The 18,728-nt window shown below is 66.2% G+C and carries 18 protein-coding genes; 12 read left to right on the forward strand and 6 right to left on the reverse strand.

What is annotated here, in order from left to right; all coding sequences use genetic code 11:
• Positions 1-45 precede the first annotated feature (45 nt).
• The 7 genes from LZD57_RS17630 to LZD57_RS17660 all read left to right on the forward strand — a co-directional run bounded on the left by LZD57_RS17630 (position 46) and on the right by LZD57_RS17660 (position 7,783).
• The gene (locus LZD57_RS17630; RefSeq protein WP_233720798.1) at positions 46-1,314 is read left to right on the forward strand and encodes a metal-dependent hydrolase family protein; all 1,269 of its coding nucleotides are present in this window, start codon (positions 46-48) and stop codon (positions 1,312-1,314) included.
• Entirely contained in the window at positions 1,311-2,153 is an 843-nt protein-coding gene (locus LZD57_RS17635; RefSeq protein WP_233720799.1) for an ABC transporter permease, read from the forward strand. The genes LZD57_RS17630 and LZD57_RS17635 overlap by 4 nt, the downstream gene beginning before the upstream one ends.
• Before the next feature lie 4 nt (positions 2,154-2,157).
• Positions 2,158-3,225, forward strand: coding sequence for an ABC transporter ATP-binding protein (locus tag LZD57_RS17640; RefSeq protein ID WP_233720800.1), 1,068 nt, complete (start codon positions 2,158-2,160; stop codon positions 3,223-3,225).
• A gap of 49 nt (positions 3,226-3,274) precedes the next feature.
• Complete coding sequence (locus LZD57_RS17645; protein ID WP_233720801.1) at positions 3,275-4,330, forward strand: ABC transporter substrate-binding protein; 1,056 nt, start codon at positions 3,275-3,277, stop codon at positions 4,328-4,330.
• Positions 4,331-4,393: 63 nt separating this feature from the next.
• Entirely contained in the window at positions 4,394-5,260 is an 867-nt protein-coding gene (locus LZD57_RS17650) for an ABC transporter permease (protein ID WP_233720802.1), read from the forward strand.
• A gap of 135 nt (positions 5,261-5,395) precedes the next feature.
• The gene (locus LZD57_RS17655; RefSeq protein WP_233720803.1) at positions 5,396-6,499 is read left to right on the forward strand and encodes a carboxynorspermidine decarboxylase; all 1,104 of its coding nucleotides are present in this window, start codon (positions 5,396-5,398) and stop codon (positions 6,497-6,499) included.
• Positions 6,500-6,535: 36 nt separating this feature from the next.
• Entirely contained in the window at positions 6,536-7,783 is a 1,248-nt protein-coding gene (locus LZD57_RS17660) for a saccharopine dehydrogenase family protein (protein WP_233720804.1), read from the forward strand.
• 265 nt (positions 7,784-8,048) lie between these two features.
• On the opposite strand, the gene LZD57_RS17665 is transcribed toward LZD57_RS17660, so the two are convergent.
• Complete coding sequence (locus LZD57_RS17665; protein WP_233720805.1) at positions 8,049-8,435, reverse strand: hypothetical protein; 387 nt, start codon at positions 8,433-8,435, stop codon at positions 8,049-8,051.
• A 329-nt stretch (positions 8,436-8,764) separates the two neighbouring features.
• Here LZD57_RS17665 and LZD57_RS17670 point away from each other — a divergent pair, with 329 nt between their 5' ends.
• Both LZD57_RS17670 and folD read left to right on the forward strand, forming a co-directional pair.
• A complete protein-coding gene (locus LZD57_RS17670; protein WP_233720841.1) occupies positions 8,765-10,201 on the forward strand; it encodes an alanine/glycine:cation symporter family protein in 1,437 nt (478 codons plus the stop codon).
• Between the two features lie 94 nt (positions 10,202-10,295).
• A complete protein-coding gene (gene folD, locus LZD57_RS17675) occupies positions 10,296-11,216 on the forward strand; it encodes a bifunctional methylenetetrahydrofolate dehydrogenase/methenyltetrahydrofolate cyclohydrolase FolD (protein ID WP_233720806.1) in 921 nt (306 codons plus the stop codon).
• A gap of 451 nt (positions 11,217-11,667) precedes the next feature.
• Here the strand turns inward: folD and LZD57_RS17680 are convergent, their stop codons facing one another.
• The 5 genes from LZD57_RS17680 to LZD57_RS17700 all read right to left on the reverse strand — a co-directional run bounded on the left by LZD57_RS17680 (position 11,668) and on the right by LZD57_RS17700 (position 15,971).
• A complete protein-coding gene (locus LZD57_RS17680) occupies positions 11,668-12,903 on the reverse strand; it encodes a lytic murein transglycosylase (RefSeq protein WP_233720807.1) in 1,236 nt (411 codons plus the stop codon).
• A gap of 299 nt (positions 12,904-13,202) precedes the next feature.
• Complete coding sequence (locus LZD57_RS17685) at positions 13,203-13,835, reverse strand: hypothetical protein (RefSeq protein WP_233720808.1); 633 nt, start codon at positions 13,833-13,835, stop codon at positions 13,203-13,205.
• A 310-nt stretch (positions 13,836-14,145) separates the two neighbouring features.
• Positions 14,146-14,292: an ABC transporter gene (locus tag LZD57_RS17690; protein WP_163465667.1), complete on the reverse strand. Its 147-nt coding sequence runs from the start codon at positions 14,290-14,292 to the stop codon at positions 14,146-14,148.
• A gap of 455 nt (positions 14,293-14,747) precedes the next feature.
• Positions 14,748-15,362 carry a hypothetical protein gene (locus LZD57_RS17695; protein WP_233720809.1) on the reverse strand — a complete coding sequence of 205 codons (615 nt, stop codon included), beginning with the start codon at positions 15,360-15,362 and terminating at the stop codon, positions 14,748-14,750.
• A 240-nt stretch (positions 15,363-15,602) separates the two neighbouring features.
• A complete protein-coding gene (locus tag LZD57_RS17700) occupies positions 15,603-15,971 on the reverse strand; it encodes a hypothetical protein (RefSeq protein WP_233720810.1) in 369 nt (122 codons plus the stop codon).
• A gap of 558 nt (positions 15,972-16,529) precedes the next feature.
• Between LZD57_RS17700 and LZD57_RS17705 the strand changes: the two genes are divergently transcribed.
• The 3 genes from LZD57_RS17705 to LZD57_RS17715 all read left to right on the forward strand — a co-directional run bounded on the left by LZD57_RS17705 (position 16,530) and on the right by LZD57_RS17715 (position 18,358).
• On the forward strand, positions 16,530-16,877 hold the full coding sequence (locus tag LZD57_RS17705) for a hypothetical protein (protein ID WP_233720811.1): 348 nt from the start codon (positions 16,530-16,532) through the stop codon (positions 16,875-16,877).
• Between the two features lie 139 nt (positions 16,878-17,016).
• Complete coding sequence (gene pncA / locus LZD57_RS17710; RefSeq protein ID WP_233720812.1) at positions 17,017-17,655, forward strand: bifunctional nicotinamidase/pyrazinamidase; 639 nt, start codon at positions 17,017-17,019, stop codon at positions 17,653-17,655.
• Between the two features lie 4 nt (positions 17,656-17,659).
• Positions 17,660-18,358: an NAD-dependent deacylase gene (locus LZD57_RS17715; RefSeq protein WP_233720813.1), complete on the forward strand. Its 699-nt coding sequence runs from the start codon at positions 17,660-17,662 to the stop codon at positions 18,356-18,358.
• The last annotated feature ends 370 nt before the right edge of the window (positions 18,359-18,728 follow it).

Genomic DNA, 18,728 nt, shown 5'->3' on the forward strand with positions numbered 1-18,728 from the left:
CCGCTTCCATCGCATCTGCAGTGCGCCCCGTAAGGTAGCCGTACAATGAGCAAGACCAGCACCCGGACCGGCACGCCGATCCTCCTGAAGAACCTTCGTCTGCTCGAGCCGTCCTTCGGCGAGGCCCGCGGCGGCTACGAGATTCTCGTCGAGGGCGAGAAGATCCGCGAGGTCTCCGACACCCCGATCCGGAGCGCCTCGGCCGACGTGGTGGACTGCGCCGGCAAGGTGGTGATGCCCGGCCTGATCGATTGCCACGTGCATTCGATGCATTCGGAGGTGTTCACGCGCCGGCTCGAGGAGGTGCCGCTGACGCTCGCCTCGGCCCGCGGCGCCCAGCGCCTGAAGGACATGCTCGATCGCGGCTTCACCACCGTGCGCGACGCCGGCGGCACCGACTGGGGCATGAAGCAGGCGGTCGAGCAGGGACTGATCCCCGGCCCGCGGCTGTTCATCGCCGGGCGCTCGATCGGACCGACCGGCGGCCACAGCGACGGGCGCAGCCGGACCAATCCCGGCTATCCGTGCCTGTGCTGCAACGGGCAGGCGTTCCTCAGACTGATCGTCGACGGCGAGGACGCCGTGCGCAAGGCCGTGCGCGAGCAGATGCGCCAGGGTACGGATCACATCAAGATCATGGTCTCGGGCGGCGTCGCCTCGCCCTACGACCCATTGATGTCGGAACAGTTCTCCGACGCCGAGATCAGCGCCGCGGTGGAAGAGGCCGACGCCTTCGGCCGCTACGTCGCCGCCCACGCCTATTCGGCGAGCGCCATTACCCGGGCCGTGACCCTCGGCGTGCGCACCATCGAACACGGCAACCTGATCGACGAGGCTGCCGCCGCGCTGATGGCCGAGAAGGGCGCCTATGTGGTCGCCAATCTCGTCGCCTACGTCGCGATGAAGGAGCGCGCCGCCGACTACGGCATGCTGCCGGAAATGCTCGAGAAGAACGACATGGTGATCGAGGGCGGCTACCGGTCGCTGGAGATCTGCAAGGCGGCAGGGGTCAAGGTCGGTTACGGCTCGGACCTCCTCGGCGCCCTGGCCGAAGACCAGAGCCGCGAGTTCTCGATCCGCGCCGAGATCCAGCCGGCGATCGAGGTGATCCGGTCCGCGACGACGATCGGCGCCGAGATCGTCCGCCGGCCGGGCCAGCTCGGCACGATCGCGCCCGGCGCCTGGGCCGACCTGATCGTCGTCGACGGCGATCCGCTCGCCGACATTTCGCTTCTGGAGGGACAGGGCCGGCATCTCAGCGCCATCATGAAAGGCGGCGCTTTCCACAAGAACCGCCTCGGGTCGATGGCGTGAGCGCGGTCCGGCCGCACCAGGGCGGGATGTTCTCCAACCGGCGGATCGGCCGCTGGACGTTGAACGCCCTCGCCACCCTCGCCTTCCTCTTCGCCCTGTTGCCGCTGATCTTCGTGACGTGGCTGTCTTTCTACGAGCAGGAGATCCCCTCCTTTCCGCCGACGGGCTATTCGTTGCACTGGTACGCCCTGGCGATCGCCAACGAGCGTTTCATCGACGCCTTCGTCATCAGTGCGCAGGTCGGCCTGGTCGCCACCGCGATCGGCCTCATCGTCGCCATTCCGGCGTCGATCGCCCTGACGCGCTACCGCTTCACCGGGCGCGGAGCGATCAACAACCTGCTTTTGATGCCGCTGGTCATCCCGGGCATCGTGCTCGGCTTCTCGCTCTACATCTTCCAGGTGGAAACCACGATCGCCACCGAACTGCCGATCATGGGCTCGTTCTGGGGTCTCGTCTTCGGCCACGTTCTCCTGGTCATCCCGTGGAGTGTGCGGCTGATCACCGCCAGCCTCGTCGGTTTCGACCGCACGCTGGAGGAGGCCGCGATGAATCTCGGCGCCGATCCCTTCACGGCGTTCCGGCGGGTGACCGTGCCGGGGATCCTGCCGGGGATCGTGGCGGGCGCGATGTTCGGCTTCGTCAGTTCCTTCGGCAATCTCGAGGTCAGCCTCTTCCTCGTCGCACCGGGCCAGACGACGCTGCCGATCGCCATCCTCCAGTATCTCGAATGGAAGATCGACCCGACCATCGCGGCGATTTCCGTCCTGCAGATCCTGATCATCATCGCCGCGATGCTGATCACGGACCGCTTCGTCCGAATTAGCCGAGTGGTGTAGCGATATGGCTGGCGTCGAACTTCAAGGACTGTCCAAGCATTACGGCGACTTCCAGGCGACCGAGGACGTCAACCTCGACATCGCCGACGGGGAGTTCCTGGTGCTGCTCGGGCCGTCCGGCTGCGGCAAGACCACCACCTTGCGGATGATCGCCGGCTTCATCGAGCCGACGAAGGGCACCATCACGGTCGGCGGCGCCGACGTGACGCGGCTGCCGCCGTGGAAGCGCTCCACCGGGCTGGTCTTCCAGAACTATGCGCTGTTTCCCCATCTCACCGTCGCCCAGAACGTCGCCTTCGGGCTCGAGATGCACAAGGTCCCGAAGGCCGAGATCGGCGGCAAGGTCGCGACGGCGCTGGACCTCGTCCAGCTCGGGCATCTGGCCGACCGCTATCCCCGCCAGATGTCGGGCGGCCAGCAGCAGCGCGTGGCGCTCGCCCGTGCGCTGGCCTTCCAGCCGGACGTCCTTCTGCTCGACGAACCGCTGTCGAACCTCGACGCCAAGCTGCGCCACGAAGTGCGCCACCAGATCCGCAATCTCCAGCAGCGCCTCGGGATCACCACGGTCATGGTGACGCACGACCAGGAGGAGGCGCTGACCATGGCCGACCGGATGGTGGTGATGAAGGACGGGCGCATCCAGCAGCTCGGCACCCAGCGCGAACTCTACGACGATCCGGCGAGCGAATTCGTCGCCTCCTTCGTCGGCCGTTCGAGCTTCATCAAGGGGCGATTTTCCGGCGGACGGTTCGTCAGCCATGGCGGGCTGGCGGTCGAGACCGAGCGGCGCCTCGCCGGCGAGGCGGTGCTGGCGCTGCGGCCCGAGCGCATCCATCTCGGCGCCGATGCGGCGGACGCCGCGAGCCCCGACGGGAGCAACACCTATCGCGGCAAGGTCGCGTCGATCTCCTATCTCGGCAGCTCGATCGACGTCGAGGTGAAGCTCAACGAGACCGACAGAGTCATCGCGCAGGTCGTCAACAAGGGTCGCGAAAGCGGCGCCTCGGTCGGCGACGAGGTATCGGTCACGTTCCCGCGCGACGTGCCCGTATTCGCCGCCTCGCCCGCTTGAGGCGGGTCCGGTCCATGTCCCTCGTGTCAACAACCAGCAGGAAGACGAAATGACCAGAGAAACCAAGAGCATGTCGATCAGCCGTCGCAGCTTTCTGGCCGGAACCGCCGGCGTGGCCGCGTCCTCCCTCATCCTCCCCGGCATGCCGGCCTTCGCCGCAGGCGGCCGGATCGTGGTCGGCACCTGGGGCGGCGACTACGCCCGCCTTCTGACGGAGAACATTGACCAGCCGATCTTGAACCCGCTCGGCTACGAAATCGTCCAGGATCAGGCCGGCGATCCGGAGCGCCGCGCCAAGATGCTGGCCGAGCGCCGTCTGCCGCGCGGCTCGGTCGACACCAACGCTCTGCAGGACAGCTCGATGTATCAGGTCTACGCGCAGGGCCTGGTCGAGGAACTGGATTTCGACAAGATTCCCAACGCCTCCAAGCTTCTGCCCAACATGCGCCTGCCCTACGGCATTCCGCAGATCTTCTCGGGCATGGTTTTGCTCTACAATCCGGACAAGATGGACGCGCCTTCGGCCTATGCCGATCTCTTCGATCCGAAGATGGGCAACCGCCTCGGCATCATCGACATCCAGTATCGGCACAACATCGCCGTCGCCTCTCTGATCGCCGGCGGTTCGGTCACCGCCGTTGAAAAGGGCAAGGCGCTTCTCATGGAGCTGCGCAAGGCCGGCGTGCGCATCTACCCGACCAACGAAGCCTTCGCCCAGGCCCTCAAGACCGAAGAGATCGACGGCGGCCCGATGTGGAAGGCGCGGTCGCTGCAGTGGCAGAAGGCCGGCATCAACGTCCTCGCCGCCGTGCCGTCCGAGGGCATGGTGCCCTACGTGTCCGGCTTCGTCATCCCGAAGAACGCGCCGAACAAGGACGGGGCCTACGCCTATCTCAACGCCCTGCTGGAGCCCGAGGCGCAGATCGGCTTCGCCGAGAACATGGGCTATGCCGGCACGACCGACGTCGAGATGCCCAAGGAGCTGCAGGAGCGCGTCAGCTTCACGCCCGAGCAGATCGAAGCGATGAACCCCTTGGACTTCGAGTTCTTCGCCAAGAACGATCTGGAGCTGAAGACCTGGTGGGACCGGGAATTCATCGGCTGACCGCGCTTCGCCCGTCCCTCGAGGATAAAACGTGACCACAATCCGACATTAGGGAGACGGGCGATGAGCGCGCATGCCGCTTCCAGGCCGAGGATCTTGACCGCGACGTTCCTGATCGGGCCGGCGACCTTCATCGCCGGCCTCGGGGTCATCGGTCCGATGCTCTATCTGTTGCGCTACAGCTTCAACAAATACGACCCGATGGAGCTGATGATCGAGACCTTCACGCTGAGCAATTACGGGGAGTTCTTCACCAGCCCGTATTATCTCGGCGCCTATCTGACGACGCTGAGGGTCGGGCTGATCTCGACGGCGATCTGCCTCGTCTCCGGGTTTCCCCTCGCCTACGTCCTCGCCCGCTCGGCGTCGCGCTTCAAGAACCTGATGATCATCGGCATCGTCGTGCCGCTGTTCGTCGGCAATGCGGTGCGGGCCGCCGGCTGGATGAGCTTTCTCGGCAGCCGCGGCCTTCTCAGCGTCACGCTGATGAAGCTCGGGCTCACCGATGGCCCGACGGACTTCATGTACACCGAGGGGACGGTGATCGTCGGCATCGTCGCGGTGAACCTGCCCTATATGGTGCTGTCGCTCCAGAGCGTCCTGGAAGGTATCAACCGCAACGTCGAGGAAGCCGCCTTCTCGCTCGGTGCCCCGCCGCTGACCATGGCGCGCCGCGTGCTCTTACCGCTCGCCCTCCCCGGCATCGCAGCAGGCACGATCCTGACCTTCATCCTGGCGATGAACGCCTATGCGACGCCGGTGCTTCTCGGCGGACCGAGCTTCAACATGCTGGCGCCGCTCGTCTACGGTCAGTTCCAACTGAACAACTGGCCGAGCGCGGCGGCCGTCGCCTTCGTCCTGATGGCGACGACGCTGCTTCTGACCATCCTCGTCGCGATCATCACCCGGCAGAAGTTCCGCGAGGGTTAGGCCGACCGGACGCCTTTGATGCCGCCCGGTGAGGAACCGCCTCCGGCCCTCTCCCGGCCGCCGTCCCTTGCACCCCCTGCCCCCCTCGCCTAAACAGCGGCCCTCATCCGGAACCAGCGGCAAAGCGGGCGGGCCATGGCAGAGCTTCAGACCCCCTATTACCTGATCGACGAGACGCGGCTGCTCGCCAACATGCAGGTGATGGACGCGGTGCGCCAGAAGTCCGGCGCGAAGGTCCTCCTGGCGCTGAAGTGCTTCGCGTCCTGGGCGGTGTTCCCGCTGATGGCCGGGCACATGGACGGCACGACGTCGTCCTCGCTCAACGAGGTGAAGCTCGGACGCCGCAAGTTCGGCGGCGAGACCCACGCCTATTCCGTCGCCTATGCCGATCACGAGATCGCCGAGGTGATCGACAATGCCGACAAGATCATCTTCAACTCGATCTCGCAGCTGCAGCGGTTCGAGGCAGAAAGCGCCGGGATCGTCCGGGGTCTCCGGCTGAACCCCGGCGTCTCCACCTCCTCCTTCGATCTCGCCGACCCCGCCCGGCCGTTCTCGCGGCTCGGCGAGTGGAGTGCGGAGAAGGTCGAGGCGGTGATCGAGAAGATCTCCGGCTTCATGGTCCACAACAACTGCGAGAACGGCGATTTCGCTTTGTTCGACGCCATGCTCGGCGCGGTCGAGGCGAAGTTCGGCCATCTGTTCGAACGGGTGGGTTGGGTCAGCCTCGGCGGCGGCATTCATTTCACCGGCACGGACTACCCGCTCGACGCCTTCTGCCGGCGGCTGAAGGACTTCGCCGAAAAATACGGCGTCCAGGTCTATCTCGAACCCGGCGAGGCGGCGATCACGAGGACGACGACGCTGGAGCTGACGGTGCTCGACCGCCTGTTCAACGGCAAGGAACTGGCGATCGTCGATTCCTCGGTCGAGGCGCACATGCTCGATCTCCTGATCTATCGCGAGAGCGCCAAGCTCTTGCCGAATACCGGACCGCACGAGGTGATGATCTGCGGCAAATCGTGCCTTGCCGGCGACGTCTTCGGGACCTTTTGCTTCGAGACGCCCTTGGAAATCGGCGACCGCATCTCCATTCAGGATGCAGCCGGTTATACCATGGTCAAGAAGAACTGGTTCAACGGCGTGAAGATGCCGGCGATCGCGGTGAAGCGCCTCGGCGGCCGGATCGAGGTCGTGCGCGACTTCACCTATGACGACTTTGAAAGCAGCCTCTCGTAAGGCGGAGCCAAAAACCTCCTGAAGGGGAAATCCTCGATGAAACCCAACGTCCTGATCATCGGCGCCGGCGGCGTCGCGCAGGTGGCGGCGCACAAATGCGCCCAGAACAACGACCGCTTCGGCGAGATCCACATCGCCTCGCGCACCGTCGGGAAGTGCGAGGCGATCGTCGAGTCCGTGCGCGACAAGGGCGCGATGAAGGTGAAGGACGGGGTGATCGTCGCCCATCGCCTCGACGCGCTGGACGTTCCCGCGACGGTCGCGCTGATCCGGAAGGTCGAGGCCGCGATCGTCATCAATGTCGGCTCGGCCTTCGTCAACATGTCGGTGCTGTCCGCCTGCATCGAGACGGGTGCGGCCTATATCGACACGGCGATCCACGAGGATCCCTTGAAGATCTGCGAGACGCCGCCCTGGTACGGCAATTACGAGTGGAAGCGCCGCGAGGAGGTCGCAAAGGCCGGGATCACCGCGATCCTCGGCGCCGGCTTCGACCCCGGCGTCGTCAACGCCTATGCGCGGCTCGCCGAGGACGAATATCTCGACGAGATCACTTCGATCGACATCGTCGACGTCAATGCCGGCAGCCACGGCAAGTGGTTCGCGACCAACTTCGACCCGGAGATCAACTTCCGCGAATTCACCGGCGTGGTCTATTCCTGGCAGAACGGTGCCTGGCAGACCAACCGGATGTTCGAGATCCCGCGCGAATGGGACCTGCCGGTGGTCGGCAAGCGCCCGACCTACATGACCGGACACGACGAGATCCACTCGCTGTCCGCCCGCTACAAGGACGCCGACGTGCGGTTCTGGATGGGCTTCGGCGAGCGCTACGTGCAGGTCTTCACGGTGCTGAAGAACCTCGGGCTTCTCTCCGAGCAGCCGGTGACGACCGCCGAGGGCCAGGAGGTCGTGCCCTTGAAGGTGGTGAAGGCCTGCCTGCCGAACCCGGCCGAACTCGCCCCGGAATACGAGGGCAAGACCTGCATCGGCGATCTCGTCAAGGGCAGGAAGAACGGCCGCGACGTAGAGGTCTTCATCTACAACGTCGCCGAGCATAAGGACGCCTATAACGAGGTCGGCAGCCAGGGGATATCCTATACGGCGGGCGTGCCGCCGGTGGCCGCCGCGCTCTTGATCGCCGACGGCACCTGGGACGTGAAGAAGATGGTCAACGTCGAGGATCTGCCGCCGAAGCCCTTCCTCGACCTGCTCGGCCGGATGGGCCTGCCGACGCAGGTCAAGGTGAACGGCGAGGAAGCCGCGATCGATCTCGCGGCGTGACTGACGTCGCCGCGTGATCGAGGGAGCGGAGCCATGAACACCTCGTCATCCCGGGCTTGACCCGGGATCCATGCCAAACCGTCTCACCCGCCGAGACGGTGCCATTATCGGCTCGGCGGGTTGTCCGAAACGACTTGTCGCTTCCCCCACACAGGATCCTGGATCAGGCTCGGGATGACGAGACTGCCAGGGAAGCGGGCCTTCGGTTTCAGAAGGGCTGCGTCAAGCCCGAGTCGACGAGGTTGAGAGGGAACGACACGCAGTCTCAGAACGGCTTCGCCACCATCACCCCGTAGGCGAGGACCACGAGGGCGAGCATGGCGACCGACAGGCCGATGGCCGTCGTCTTCTCGCCCGCCGCATAGGCCCGCCGGCTGCGCGCGCCGAGGATCGGATAGGCGACGAGGACGGCGAGGCCGACCCAGGTGAAGGCCTGCCCGGCCCAATCCGGCATCATCGCAAGGAGCACGAGGCCGAGGAGCCCGACGAGGCTGGTGAGGGCGACGGCCGCGACATAGACCAGCTTGCGCATCCCGCCGACGGCGCTGACGGCGCCGGACGGCGCGGTCAGCGCGACGCCGGTCCAGCCGATGGACAGAAGCAGCGCCAGAAGGGCGAGGCCGCCATGGGCCTTGACCAGAATTTCGTACATTTCGCGTCCTTGTTTTCGAAGTCTTCCAGACTCGGCCCGAGCCTTTCCATGCCGACGGGCTGCAATGCAAGTGCCGGCCGGGCTCACGCCAAACCGTGAGCGGTCGCGGCGCGCACCACATGCGGTGTGGCCGTGAAAGACGGCCGCAGCGGACCTTTTCGAAGCAACGCCCGTCCTGCCGCCCGAAAACGCCCGCCGAACCGCCTCCCGCCGATTTTTCGCGGGGGAGAAGCCCTCGGGCGGCAGTGGACTCTTTCCTTCCCGTCTATCAAACCTATTGACGTAAGGACGGGCCGACGAGGCCACCAGCGGAGACCGGCATGGCCTTTATCGATCCCATCATCAATTTCATGAACGACATTTTCTGGGGCTACGTGCTCATCTACGGCCTGCTTGCGGTCGGCATCTTCTTCACGCTGCGTCTCGGCTTCATCCAGATCCGCCACTTCCCGGAATATTTCCGGGTGGTCAAAGGCAGCCGTGGCGGCGACAAGGCGGGCATCTCGCCGCTCCAGGCGCTGACGGTCTCGCTTGCCAGCCGCGTCGGCACCGGCAACCTCGCGGGCGTCGCAGTGGCGCTCACCCTCGGCGGGCCGGGCGCGATCTTCTGGATGTGGATGGTCGCCCTCGTCGGCATGGCGACCGCCTATGCCGAATCGACCCTCGCCCAGCTCTACAAGATCCGCAACGACGAGGGTCAGTATCGCGGCGGCCCGGCCTTCTACATGGCGCACGGGCTCGGCCTGCCCTGGCTCGGCGGGCTGTTCTCGCTCAGCCTGATCCTCGCCTACGGCCTGATCTTCAACGCCGTCCAGGCCAATTCCATCGCCGATGCCGTCGAGGCCGCCTTCGGCTACGACAAGCTGTGGATCGGCATCGCCCTCGCCGTCCTGTCGGCCATCGTCATCTTCGGCGGCATCCGCTCCATCGCCAACGTCGCCGAGATCGTCGTGCCCTTCATGGCCGTCGCCTATCTCGCAGTGGCGATCTACGTGATCGCCGTCAACATCACCGAGGTTCCGGCGACGCTCTGGCTGATCGTCAAGAGCGCCTTCGGCTTTCAGGAGGCGGCGGGCGGCGTGACCGGGGGCATCGCCGCGGCGATGCTGAACGGCGTCAAGCGCGGCCTGTTCTCCAACGAGGCCGGCATGGGCTCGGCGCCGAACATCGCCGCCGTCGCGACGCCCGATCCGCACCACCCGTCCTCGCAGGGGCTCGTCCAGGGCCTCGGCGTCTTCATCGACACGCTGGTGATCTGCACCGCCACGGCGCTGATGATCCTTCTGTCGGGCGTCTACACGCCGGGCCAGGAGGTCACCGGCACCGAGCTCACGCAGAACGCTTTGTCGGCCCACATCGGCGACTGGGGCCAGATCTTCGTCGCGGTGGCGATCTTCTTCTTCGCCTTCACCTCGATCATCGGCAACTATTCCTATGCCGAGAACGCCATGACCTTCCTGCGCGCCGGCAACCGGATCTGGCTGTCGATCCTGAGGATCGGCCTCCTGGCGATGGTGGTCTGGGGCTCGCTGGTGAAGGTCGAGACGGTATTCAACACCGCCGACGCCTCGATGGGCCTGATGGCGACGATCAACCTGATCGCCATCGTCGCGCTTTCCGGAACGGTCGTGAAGCTCACCCGCGACTATTTCCGCCAGAAAGCGACCGGGCTCGAGCCGCGCTTCGACAACGACGACTATCCGGAGCTACAGGGCAAGATCGACGGCACGATCTGGACGCCGCACGGGGACATCGCAAAGGCCTGAGGCCGGCAGAAGCCGGCCCGCCGCCTTTTCATTCCGGCGCCGCGCCACTATCACCCTCCCTGACGCAATGCACCGAAACGACAGGGAGAGCGCCATGGCAGAGGCACAGCGGATCGACGGCAAGGCAGTCGCAGCACGGATCGTCGATGGCGTGAAGGCCGGCGTGGCAAAACTGACGGGGGAGACCGGCGTGGTTCCCGGCCTCGCCGTCGTCATCGTCGGCGAGGATCCGGCGAGCCAGGTCTATGTCGGCTCGAAGGCGAAGATGGCCAGCGAGTGCGGCTTCAAGTCGATCAAGCACGAGCTCCCCGCCGAGACCAGCGAAGAGACGCTTCTGAAGGTCGTGCGCGATCTCAACGAGGATCCGGAAGTCCACGGCATCCTCGTCCAGCTTCCCCTGCCCGAGCACGTCGACGAGGCCAAGGTCATCCAGACCATCGATCCCGACAAGGACGTCGACGGCTTCCATCTGATCAACGTCGGACGCCTGTCGACGGGCGATACCGCAGCGGCCTTCGTGCCCTGCACGCCGGCTGGCTCGATGCTGCTGATCCGCGAGGTGCTCGGCGACGACCTCTCCGGCAAGAACGCCGTCATCGTCGGCCGCTCGAACATCGTCGGCAAGCCGATGGCGCAGCTCCTGCTCGCCGCCAACGCCACCGTCACCATCGCCCATTCGCGGACGAAGGATCTCGCCGGCGTCTGCCGCGGGGCGGACATCCTGGTCGCGGCGGTCGGGCGGCCGGAAATGCTGACCGGCGACTACGTCAAGGACGGCGCGGTGGTCGTCGACGTCGGCATCAACCGCATCGAGGCGCCGGAAAAGGGCCTGAAGGAGGACGGCACGCCGAAGACCCGTCTGGTCGGCGACGTGAACTACGCCGAGGCGGCGGCGAAGGCCGCGGCAATCACGCCGGTGCCGGGCGGCGTCGGGCCGATGACCATCGCCATGCTGATGGCCAACACGCTGCGCTCGGCCTGCCGGGCGGCGGGAACGACGCCGCCGGCGCTCTGAACGCCCGTCGCTCGGTCAGTCCGGCTGAGCGGCCACCTTCCGCGGCTCGTCGCCCCAGGGATCTTCCCGGCCCCGCCACGACGGAATCATCCATGGTGCAGACCGTCGCCGGCTGAAGACGACCCCACAGATGCGGTCGGGCTCTGCAGGCAGGACGGCCGGGCGATGTGAAGGCATTTGATGAATGGGGGTCAGAGGACGGTTCGACCCTTCGCAAGGTCGAACCGTCCGAGTCGCCTCCCCGGCAACTCCCGCCGCGGCAACGCATTTGCTCGTTGCTCTCCGTGGGTATCCACGATGTCGTCAATACTATGGCCCGCTACCCCAGGGTAGTGACAGGAATCCCCTTCCCCAAGGATTTGGCAACTCTCGTTAATGAATCCCTACTTCATCCACAGGCAAATGCCCGGGACCTCGCCACGGCCCTCGCAAAAGCGCAGCCGGCCGGCGCTCACAGCCGTGCGACGAGGGCCCTCGACGGCCAGCAGGTCTCCGGCAGGCCGAGCCTCGCCTCCGCCTCGCCGATCGAGCGGCGGGTCTTGAAGCCGGCGAGCCCGTCCACCGCGCCGACGTCGCGCCCGTTCGCAACGAGCTTCTCCTGCATCCGGAAGACGTCGCCACGGGTCAGCCGGTCGGTCTTCCGCCACGCCCCCACCAGCGGCCCGGCGCCCTGGATCCGATCGGCGACATGGCCGACGAACAGGGCGTAGAGGTCGGAGTTGTTGTATTCCTTGATGACGTAGAAGTTCGGCGTGGCGACGAAGCTCGGGCCGAGACGGCCGGCCGGAAACAACAGATGGCCGGTGGCCGAGAGTTCGTCTTTCGGGAACGTTCGTCCGGCGACGCGCGAGACGCCGGCATCCACCAGATCGCCGATCCTGTACGCCTTGTCCGGCCCCTCGCCGCGGCAGGAGACCGCAGCCGGGATCTCCGCCTCGAAGCCCCAGTCGCGGCCGGCCTGCCAGCCGGCGGCCTTCAGGTAGTTGGCGATCGAGGCGAGCGTGTCGGGCACCGAATTCCAGATGTCCCGGCGCCCGTCCCCGTCGAAGTCGACGGCATATTTCAAAAACTTCGTCGGCATGAACTGGGGCTGGCCGAGGGCGCCGGCCCAGGAAGATTTCATCTCCGAGACCTTCAGATGCCCGTCGGCGACGATCTTCAAGGCCGCGACCAGCTCCTCGCGGAACATCGCCTTCCGGCGCGAGAGAAAGGCCTTGGTGCCGAGCACCTCGAAGGCGTTCATCGGGATCTTCGCCGCGCCGAAGGCCGATTCGCGCCCCCAGATGGCGAGGATGATCGGCGCCGGCACGCCGTAGCGCTGCTCGATGCGGGAGAGAAGATCGCCGTAGCGCGACCGAAGCTTTCGCGCCGTGGCGGCGTTGCCGGCGACCGCGCGCTCGGACAGATAGTCGGCGCCGCTCTTGAACTCCGACTGGAAATTGATCTCGGCGACGGTGTCCTTGCCGCCGGGCAGGACGAGGTCAGGCAGCTTGGTGTCGGCAGAGACGCCGGTGAAGGCCGCGTCGAAGACGCCGCGCGGCACGCCTTCGGCCCTCGCCGCCGGCCAGATGTCGGCTTCGAGAAACGTGCGGAAGCCGGCGTCGAGCGAGGCGGCGCGGGCCGGCGCGGCAGCCGTGATCGCGAGAAGAAGGAGGACGAGCAAGAGACGGCAGAGACGATCGATCATGCCATCAGTGATAACGGTACGGCGGCACCGCCGAAAGCCTCTTTCCGGGGCACCCCGGTCAACGCCCCTCGAAGACCGGCTGCGCATTGCCGAGGGATCCAGCCGGTGCCTCGCCGCTGCTCGAAGCCGGTCGTTCCGTCGGCCATCACGCTCTTTCCGAAGCGGCCCCGGCGTTCCGCGACGTTTGGACACGACCACGCACCACAAGCCCCGGCAAGCGTGGCCTGAAACGCAAAAAACCCGGCATCGAGGATGCCGGGCCAAAGCGCCGAGACGCCAGCCGTCGGGACGTTCGTCCCTCAGCTGTTCATCGCGCGAAGATCGTTGATGTAGTTCTTCGGCAGATGCAGCGGGCTCGGCGTCTTGAAGCCCATGTGGCGGGCAATGTCGCCGACGAAGGCGCTGCAATTGTAGGTCGCCGCGTTCCAGACGGGACTGCGGTCCTGAAGATCGTGGATATAGGCGGCGATCTCCTGATACTGCGCCGCAGTCAGCGGGATCGTCCACTCGGCAAGGAGATACTGGCGCTCGGTGTCACCGTCGCTCGCGCCGGTCTCGGAGGGGACCGGGAGGATGTGGCCGACCATGTAGGGGATGACGCTGGTCGATGCGGGATGGAGCCCGGCGACTTCCGTCATGCTCGGAACCAGCGTCCCGGTCGAATCGTAGGGCACACGGCCGTTCGCGTCGAACTGGCCGAAGACCACGAAGGTATGGCCATAGCTCTCGGCGTTTCGGGCGCGGAAGGAGATGAAATAGGGCTTTGCCTCGTTGACCGTCGGGGCATAGGCCGCCGGCTGCACCAGGCTTCCCGCGGTGGTCACCGGCGCTCCGGCCATCACGGTGCTGCGGTTGGAGGCCGAGGACGTGCATCCGGCGACGGTGAGACTCAGAAGAGCCGCGGCCGCAAGCCGAAGAAATGAGGGGAGCATTGTGCCGCCTTTCCAGAAAACGAAACGTGGTTACCCCGACCGGCTCGCGGGTCTGTCGAGCAACAATCACGACGCGTCCATCGCACTTGCACCCGATCCCGGGTGCGGCGTGGCGTCATGTCACGCTATCGATGCTCCAGCCATGGAGCGCAGCGCTTGTCTTCTTGCCGAAGATCTCGATTCCGATCACCGGATCAAGAATGCGCTTGCATTGTGTCGGTTCCGTCACCGACGGCCGCCGGTCGTTTTGACGCGGGCGGCGAAAGAGAACGGGGAGGCCGCAAGCAGCCTCCCCGACGTCTGTCAGGGATCAACCCTTGGTGACGTAAGCCGGCTCGGAGTAGACCGGCTCGGCGACCGGGGCCTTGCCCTTGCCCTTGCCGATGCCCTTGCCCATGCAGCCAGCGAAGGTTGCGAGAGCGAAGCACGCGACCGATGCGATGATGACTTTCTTCATAGTAGCTACCTATTCGTGTCTGTCGGTTGGTTGCCGCAGTTCAAATTCCCGACGCGTTTGCGGCCGGTGCGTTCGGAACCTGTTGCCAAAACACGCTACCGACAAGTGCCCAAAAGCCACAGTTACCGCCGAACCTCAGAACCCTAACCTACGTATCGTTAACAATTTGTTTCAAACCTGCTTTCCGGCGTCACGAAAGCCCTGTCGGCAAGGGGTTCGAGAGATTTGCGGCGACGCCTGCCCGTCTCGCGAGGGGGCGTGGCGGACGTGCCGCATCCGCCGGCAAATCGCACCGTTGGAAATCAACGGTCTGGCTGGCGAGGGAGAAGCCGGGGCGACTCGCTGCGGATGCCCGAAGGCCACGAATCGGCGACGCCGCTGCGGGCGTGCGGCACAACCGCTGCAAGCAACGACCGGATCTTTTCTTGGGAATTATTTGCCGGCTCGCCATCCCCTCAGCGGGAGAGCGGGGCCGGCGGCAGGATTTCGGCCGGCACCGCGGGTGCCATCCCTCCCCGCTCCGCCACCTCGGCCTCGGTCGTCAGCACCGAACCCGGCGGTCCCTTGATGACGACGTGCGCTTCGCGGATCGCGGCCCGGTTCTGATCGAGGACCATGCCGCGCTCGGCTTCGACGAGCGCCTCGGCGGGCTGTCCCGTGGCGGCGACGAATGCGGCGCCGAGTTCCTCGCGGGTGTTGGCGCAGTTCTGATAGGCCGTCGACGCGACGACGTCGTCGGACAGACCCGAGGTCACCTGCTTGACGCTCTCGTCGTAATTGCAGAAGGCGTCGGCGCGCAGCGCCGCGTCGAGGGTGCCCGTCACCGGGCCGTAGCGCTGGGCGAGGACCGCCTTGCGGGCGTTGTAGTCGTTCAGATAGGTCTTGCGCAGGGCCAGTCGGCACTGCGCGTAGACCAGTTCGCCCGGCCGGATGAGAAGGCTCTGGCAATGGGCGTCGTCGGCCGGGTCCTCGGGATTCATCACCTCCGCGATATCGCCGCTCGCGGAAACGCAGCCCGACAGGGCAGCGGAAAGAACCAGGGAAGCGGCGGCGAAGGCCATCAGGCGCATGGCGGTCAATCCAAAAGGGCGTCGGTTCCTCCGACGGCCCGCAGTTGTTCGGGACGAGGCGAGCGGCCCGACCATCCGCGATGGTTCGGCGCCCGAGACCCCTGCCCCGAAATACACGAATTCGGGACGAAGCCGGGATCATTCGGATCGGCCGGCCAAGCCCGGACCTCGTGAAGTTCATTGCGGCGAAGGTGTGGCGTAGCCCCCTCCGCCGCCTTGAACCGAAAGGAAAAATTCCGGCTATTGCGCGGGGACCACGTCGCGCACGGCCGATTCCAGCGCCTCGGTCGTCTTCTTGGCGGCGCAGGTTCGGCGCGGACTGACGACCGCCTGCTGGTCGAGGTCACCGCGATCGATCGGACAGACCTCGTGGGCGATGTCCGGCGACACCGTCACGGTCAGCGGGATGTCGGAAATCTTGCGCGACAGCTTCGAGGCGAGCGAGGTCTTGACGCCCCAGTCGCCGAGCGAGACCTCCACCAGCATCGACTGTTCGTCGGCGGCGACCGGATCGTCCGCCGCAGCCGGCGCCGTCTGGGCCGACGCGGCCGAGGCCGCGACCACGACCGCCAGGGTCGACGCGACGAGCCGGCGGCGCCGTTTCAGCATTCGTCTCGACCCATCCTCAAGCAGCGTGCCCATCGCCTCCGCGCTCCCAACAGTGTTGCGTCCCACGAACCGGAACTCTTCCGTATCCTCGCCTGCCTCTGCCGGCGGTGCGATGCCGATATGTGGATCCGACCTCGTCGATGGCCAGGCGAATGTCGGCCAACCGAATGTCGGGATCCGCGAGGCCCTCGGCGAGTTCGCGCCACGCCGGTCTCCGACACGGCGAGGTCCGGCGGGCGAGCGCCCAGGCCGGCGAACCCGCTTTCGCAGCGGACCCGTCCCACGCCGCGCAAAGGCTGGTGCTCCGGCCTTCGAAGTCAATCGTCCCGCGAGGAATTTCGCCGGCTTTGATACTGCATTGCACAATCGAACGCACCAGTGCCTGCAGCACGGGACGCCCCAAGGGAAGGAGTGACCCGGTTACGATCGATGACGCCGATTATTCAATAGAAATCCGCCGTTCGTACGAAATGTCATGGCTGCCATGCCATTGTGCACCGCAGCATCAATGGATATCTCTGGCCTCGACACCGTCCCATCCAAGTAACGAGGCATCCGATGAAGACGAAACTCGTCACCGCAGCCGCCATCATCGCCGCTGCTGCGACCAGCGCCACGGCCGGTGAACTCAAGCCGGCGGCAGGCCACGCGATTCACCTCGGCAACGTCCAGGGAGCGGCCTATTACACCGTCGAGGACGACGGCCTGCGCCTCGTCGCGACGGTCGCCGGGGGCGAAACCGGCGATTCCGTCCGCTTCGTGTCGACCCTTTCCGACGGCCAGACGATGGTCGTCGAAGTCCCCGGGACCGGCGGCCAGAACGCCGAAGCTCTGACCTTCAGGCGGGTCGGCGAGCACGTCGTCGTCGAGGCGAGCCCCGACCTTCGCGCCGCGATGGCCGACTGAACGAGAAGGGGGCCGACGCGGCTCCCTTTCTCCTGGCCGGCGCGAAGGGGCGCGCGCCGGCCGGTTTTGCCGATTTTTCATCCATCGCCCGGCCCGAACGACGCTTTCGTCGCGGCGGTTTTGCTGGCATTCTGCCGCCATGACCGAGATCCGCCCCGGCCCCGGCGACGCCCTCATCGTCGTCGACGTCCAGAACGACTTCTGCGCCGGTGGCGCGCTCGCCGTTCCCGACGGCGACGCCGTGGTGCCGATCGTCAACCGCCTCGCCCCGGCCTTCGCCGTCAGCGTCCTCACGCAGGACTGGCACACGCCCGGTCACGCCTCCTTCGCTTCGACCCATGGCCGAGAGCCGTTCGAGACGATCGAACTCGGCTATGGCACTCAGGTTCTGTGGCCCGACCACTGCGTCATGGGCTCGGCCGGCGCGGCCCTGCATCCCGAACTCGCCGTGCCGACGGCCCAGATGGTGGTGCGCAAGGGCTTCCACCCTGAAGTCGACAGCTATTCCGCCTTCATGGAGGCCGATCACCGGACCCCCACCGGCCTTGCCGGCTACCTGCGGGAACGCGGCATCGGTCGGCTGTTCGTCTGCGGCCTCGCCACCGACTTCTGCGTCGCCTGGACGGCGATGGACGGGCGGAAGGCCGGCTTCGAGGTCGCCGTCGTCGAGGACGCCTGCCGGGCGATCGATCTCGACGGCTCGCTCGCAACGGCATGGGACGAGATGACCCGGCTCGGCGTCGGGCGGATCGGCTCGGGCGACCTTTTGGCGGCATGACGGGATGACGGCGTCGATCTTCGTCCTGACCGGTGCGGGCATCTCCGCCGAGTCCGGCGTCGCCACCTTTCGCGACGTGGGCGGCCTGTGGTCGCAGGTCAGGCTGGAGGACGTCGCGACGCCGGAGGGCTTTCTCCGCGATCCGGCGGCGGTGCACGCCTTCTACAACGCCCGGCGGGCGAGCCTGCGCGACGCCGAGCCGAACGCGGCGCACCGCGCCCTCGCCCGGCTCCAGCGGGACTATGCCGGCGACGTGACCCTCGTCACGCAGAACATCGACGACCTGCACGAACGGGCGGGCTCCCCGGCGGTGATCCACATGCACGGCGAATTGTCGCGCTCGCTCTGCGGCCATTGCGGAGCCAAGGCGGAGGCCGTCGGCGATCTTTCGACGGCGCTCGCCTGCGCCGCCTGCGGCACCGCCGGAAGCCTGCGGCCCGACGTCGTCTGGTTCGGCGAGATGCCCTACCGGATTAACGAGATCTACGACCGGCTGATGGATGCCGATCTGTTCGTCTCGATCGGAACGTCGGGCGCCGTCTACCCTGCCGCCGGCTTCGTCGCCGAGGCGCGGTCGGCGCGCATAAGGACCCTGGAGCTCAATCTCGAGCCCTCCGAGGGCACCAGCCTCTTCGACGAGGCACGGCACGGCCCCGCGACGAAGCTGGTGCCGACCTTCGTGGCCGCCGCGCTCGCCGGGTAGCGCCACCCGTTCCCGCGACCATTCCACGCAGCCGCGTCCTTCCGGCCCGGCCGGAGCCATTCCGAGGGGATGGCAAACGCCGCGAAAGCGCCGCTTTCGCCCATCACGTTTCGCGTGGGGTACAGCGCCAGCTTGATTTGTCTCCGGCGATACGCGAGACTCTTTCGCATCGCACAATGTCCCGAATCCAACGATTCGGCCGCCGGGGATCGTCCGCAGGGCGCTCGGCCGGACGGTTTCGACCGTTCCTCACAGTGCCGAGATTTAGCGATGTTTTTCAATCATTTGACTTGCGCTCGGCTCATCCTGTGCCCACACTAGCCTAACCCCGAGGGGGGTTTCGGAAGCCCTGTGTTTTCCGACGAGGCGA

The organism is Jiella avicenniae, assembly GCF_021390325.1.
In the GTDB taxonomy this organism is placed as follows: Bacteria; Pseudomonadota; Alphaproteobacteria; order Rhizobiales; family Rhizobiaceae; genus Jiella; species Jiella avicenniae.

Coding starts and splice junctions, on each gene's coding strand:
- LZD57_RS17705 (WP_233720811.1), top strand. CDS start 16,530: ATGAAGACGAAACTCGTCACCGCAGCCGCCATCATCGCCGCTGCTGCG.
- LZD57_RS17715 (WP_233720813.1), top strand. CDS start 17,660: ATGACGGCGTCGATCTTCGTCCTGACCGGTGCGGGCATCTCCGCCGAG.
- LZD57_RS17630 (WP_233720798.1), top strand. CDS start 46: ATGAGCAAGACCAGCACCCGGACCGGCACGCCGATCCTCCTGAAGAAC.
- LZD57_RS17680 (WP_233720807.1), bottom strand. CDS start 12,903: ATGATCGATCGTCTCTGCCGTCTCTTGCTCGTCCTCCTTCTTCTCGCG.
- LZD57_RS17660 (WP_233720804.1), top strand. CDS start 6,536: ATGAAACCCAACGTCCTGATCATCGGCGCCGGCGGCGTCGCGCAGGTG.
- LZD57_RS17700 (WP_233720810.1), bottom strand. CDS start 15,971: ATGCTGAAACGGCGCCGCCGGCTCGTCGCGTCGACCCTGGCGGTCGTG.
- LZD57_RS17655 (WP_233720803.1), top strand. CDS start 5,396: ATGGCAGAGCTTCAGACCCCCTATTACCTGATCGACGAGACGCGGCTG.
- LZD57_RS17650 (WP_233720802.1), top strand. CDS start 4,394: ATGAGCGCGCATGCCGCTTCCAGGCCGAGGATCTTGACCGCGACGTTC.
- LZD57_RS17665 (WP_233720805.1), bottom strand. CDS start 8,435: ATGTACGAAATTCTGGTCAAGGCCCATGGCGGCCTCGCCCTTCTGGCG.
- LZD57_RS17645 (WP_233720801.1), top strand. CDS start 3,275: ATGACCAGAGAAACCAAGAGCATGTCGATCAGCCGTCGCAGCTTTCTG.
- LZD57_RS17685 (WP_233720808.1), bottom strand. CDS start 13,835: ATGCTCCCCTCATTTCTTCGGCTTGCGGCCGCGGCTCTTCTGAGTCTC.
- LZD57_RS17640 (WP_233720800.1), top strand. CDS start 2,158: ATGGCTGGCGTCGAACTTCAAGGACTGTCCAAGCATTACGGCGACTTC.
- folD (WP_233720806.1), top strand. CDS start 10,296: ATGGCAGAGGCACAGCGGATCGACGGCAAGGCAGTCGCAGCACGGATC.
- LZD57_RS17695 (WP_233720809.1), bottom strand. CDS start 15,362: ATGCGCCTGATGGCCTTCGCCGCCGCTTCCCTGGTTCTTTCCGCTGCC.
- LZD57_RS17690 (WP_163465667.1), bottom strand. CDS start 14,292: ATGAAGAAAGTCATCATCGCATCGGTCGCGTGCTTCGCTCTCGCAACC.
- pncA (WP_233720812.1), top strand. CDS start 17,017: ATGACCGAGATCCGCCCCGGCCCCGGCGACGCCCTCATCGTCGTCGAC.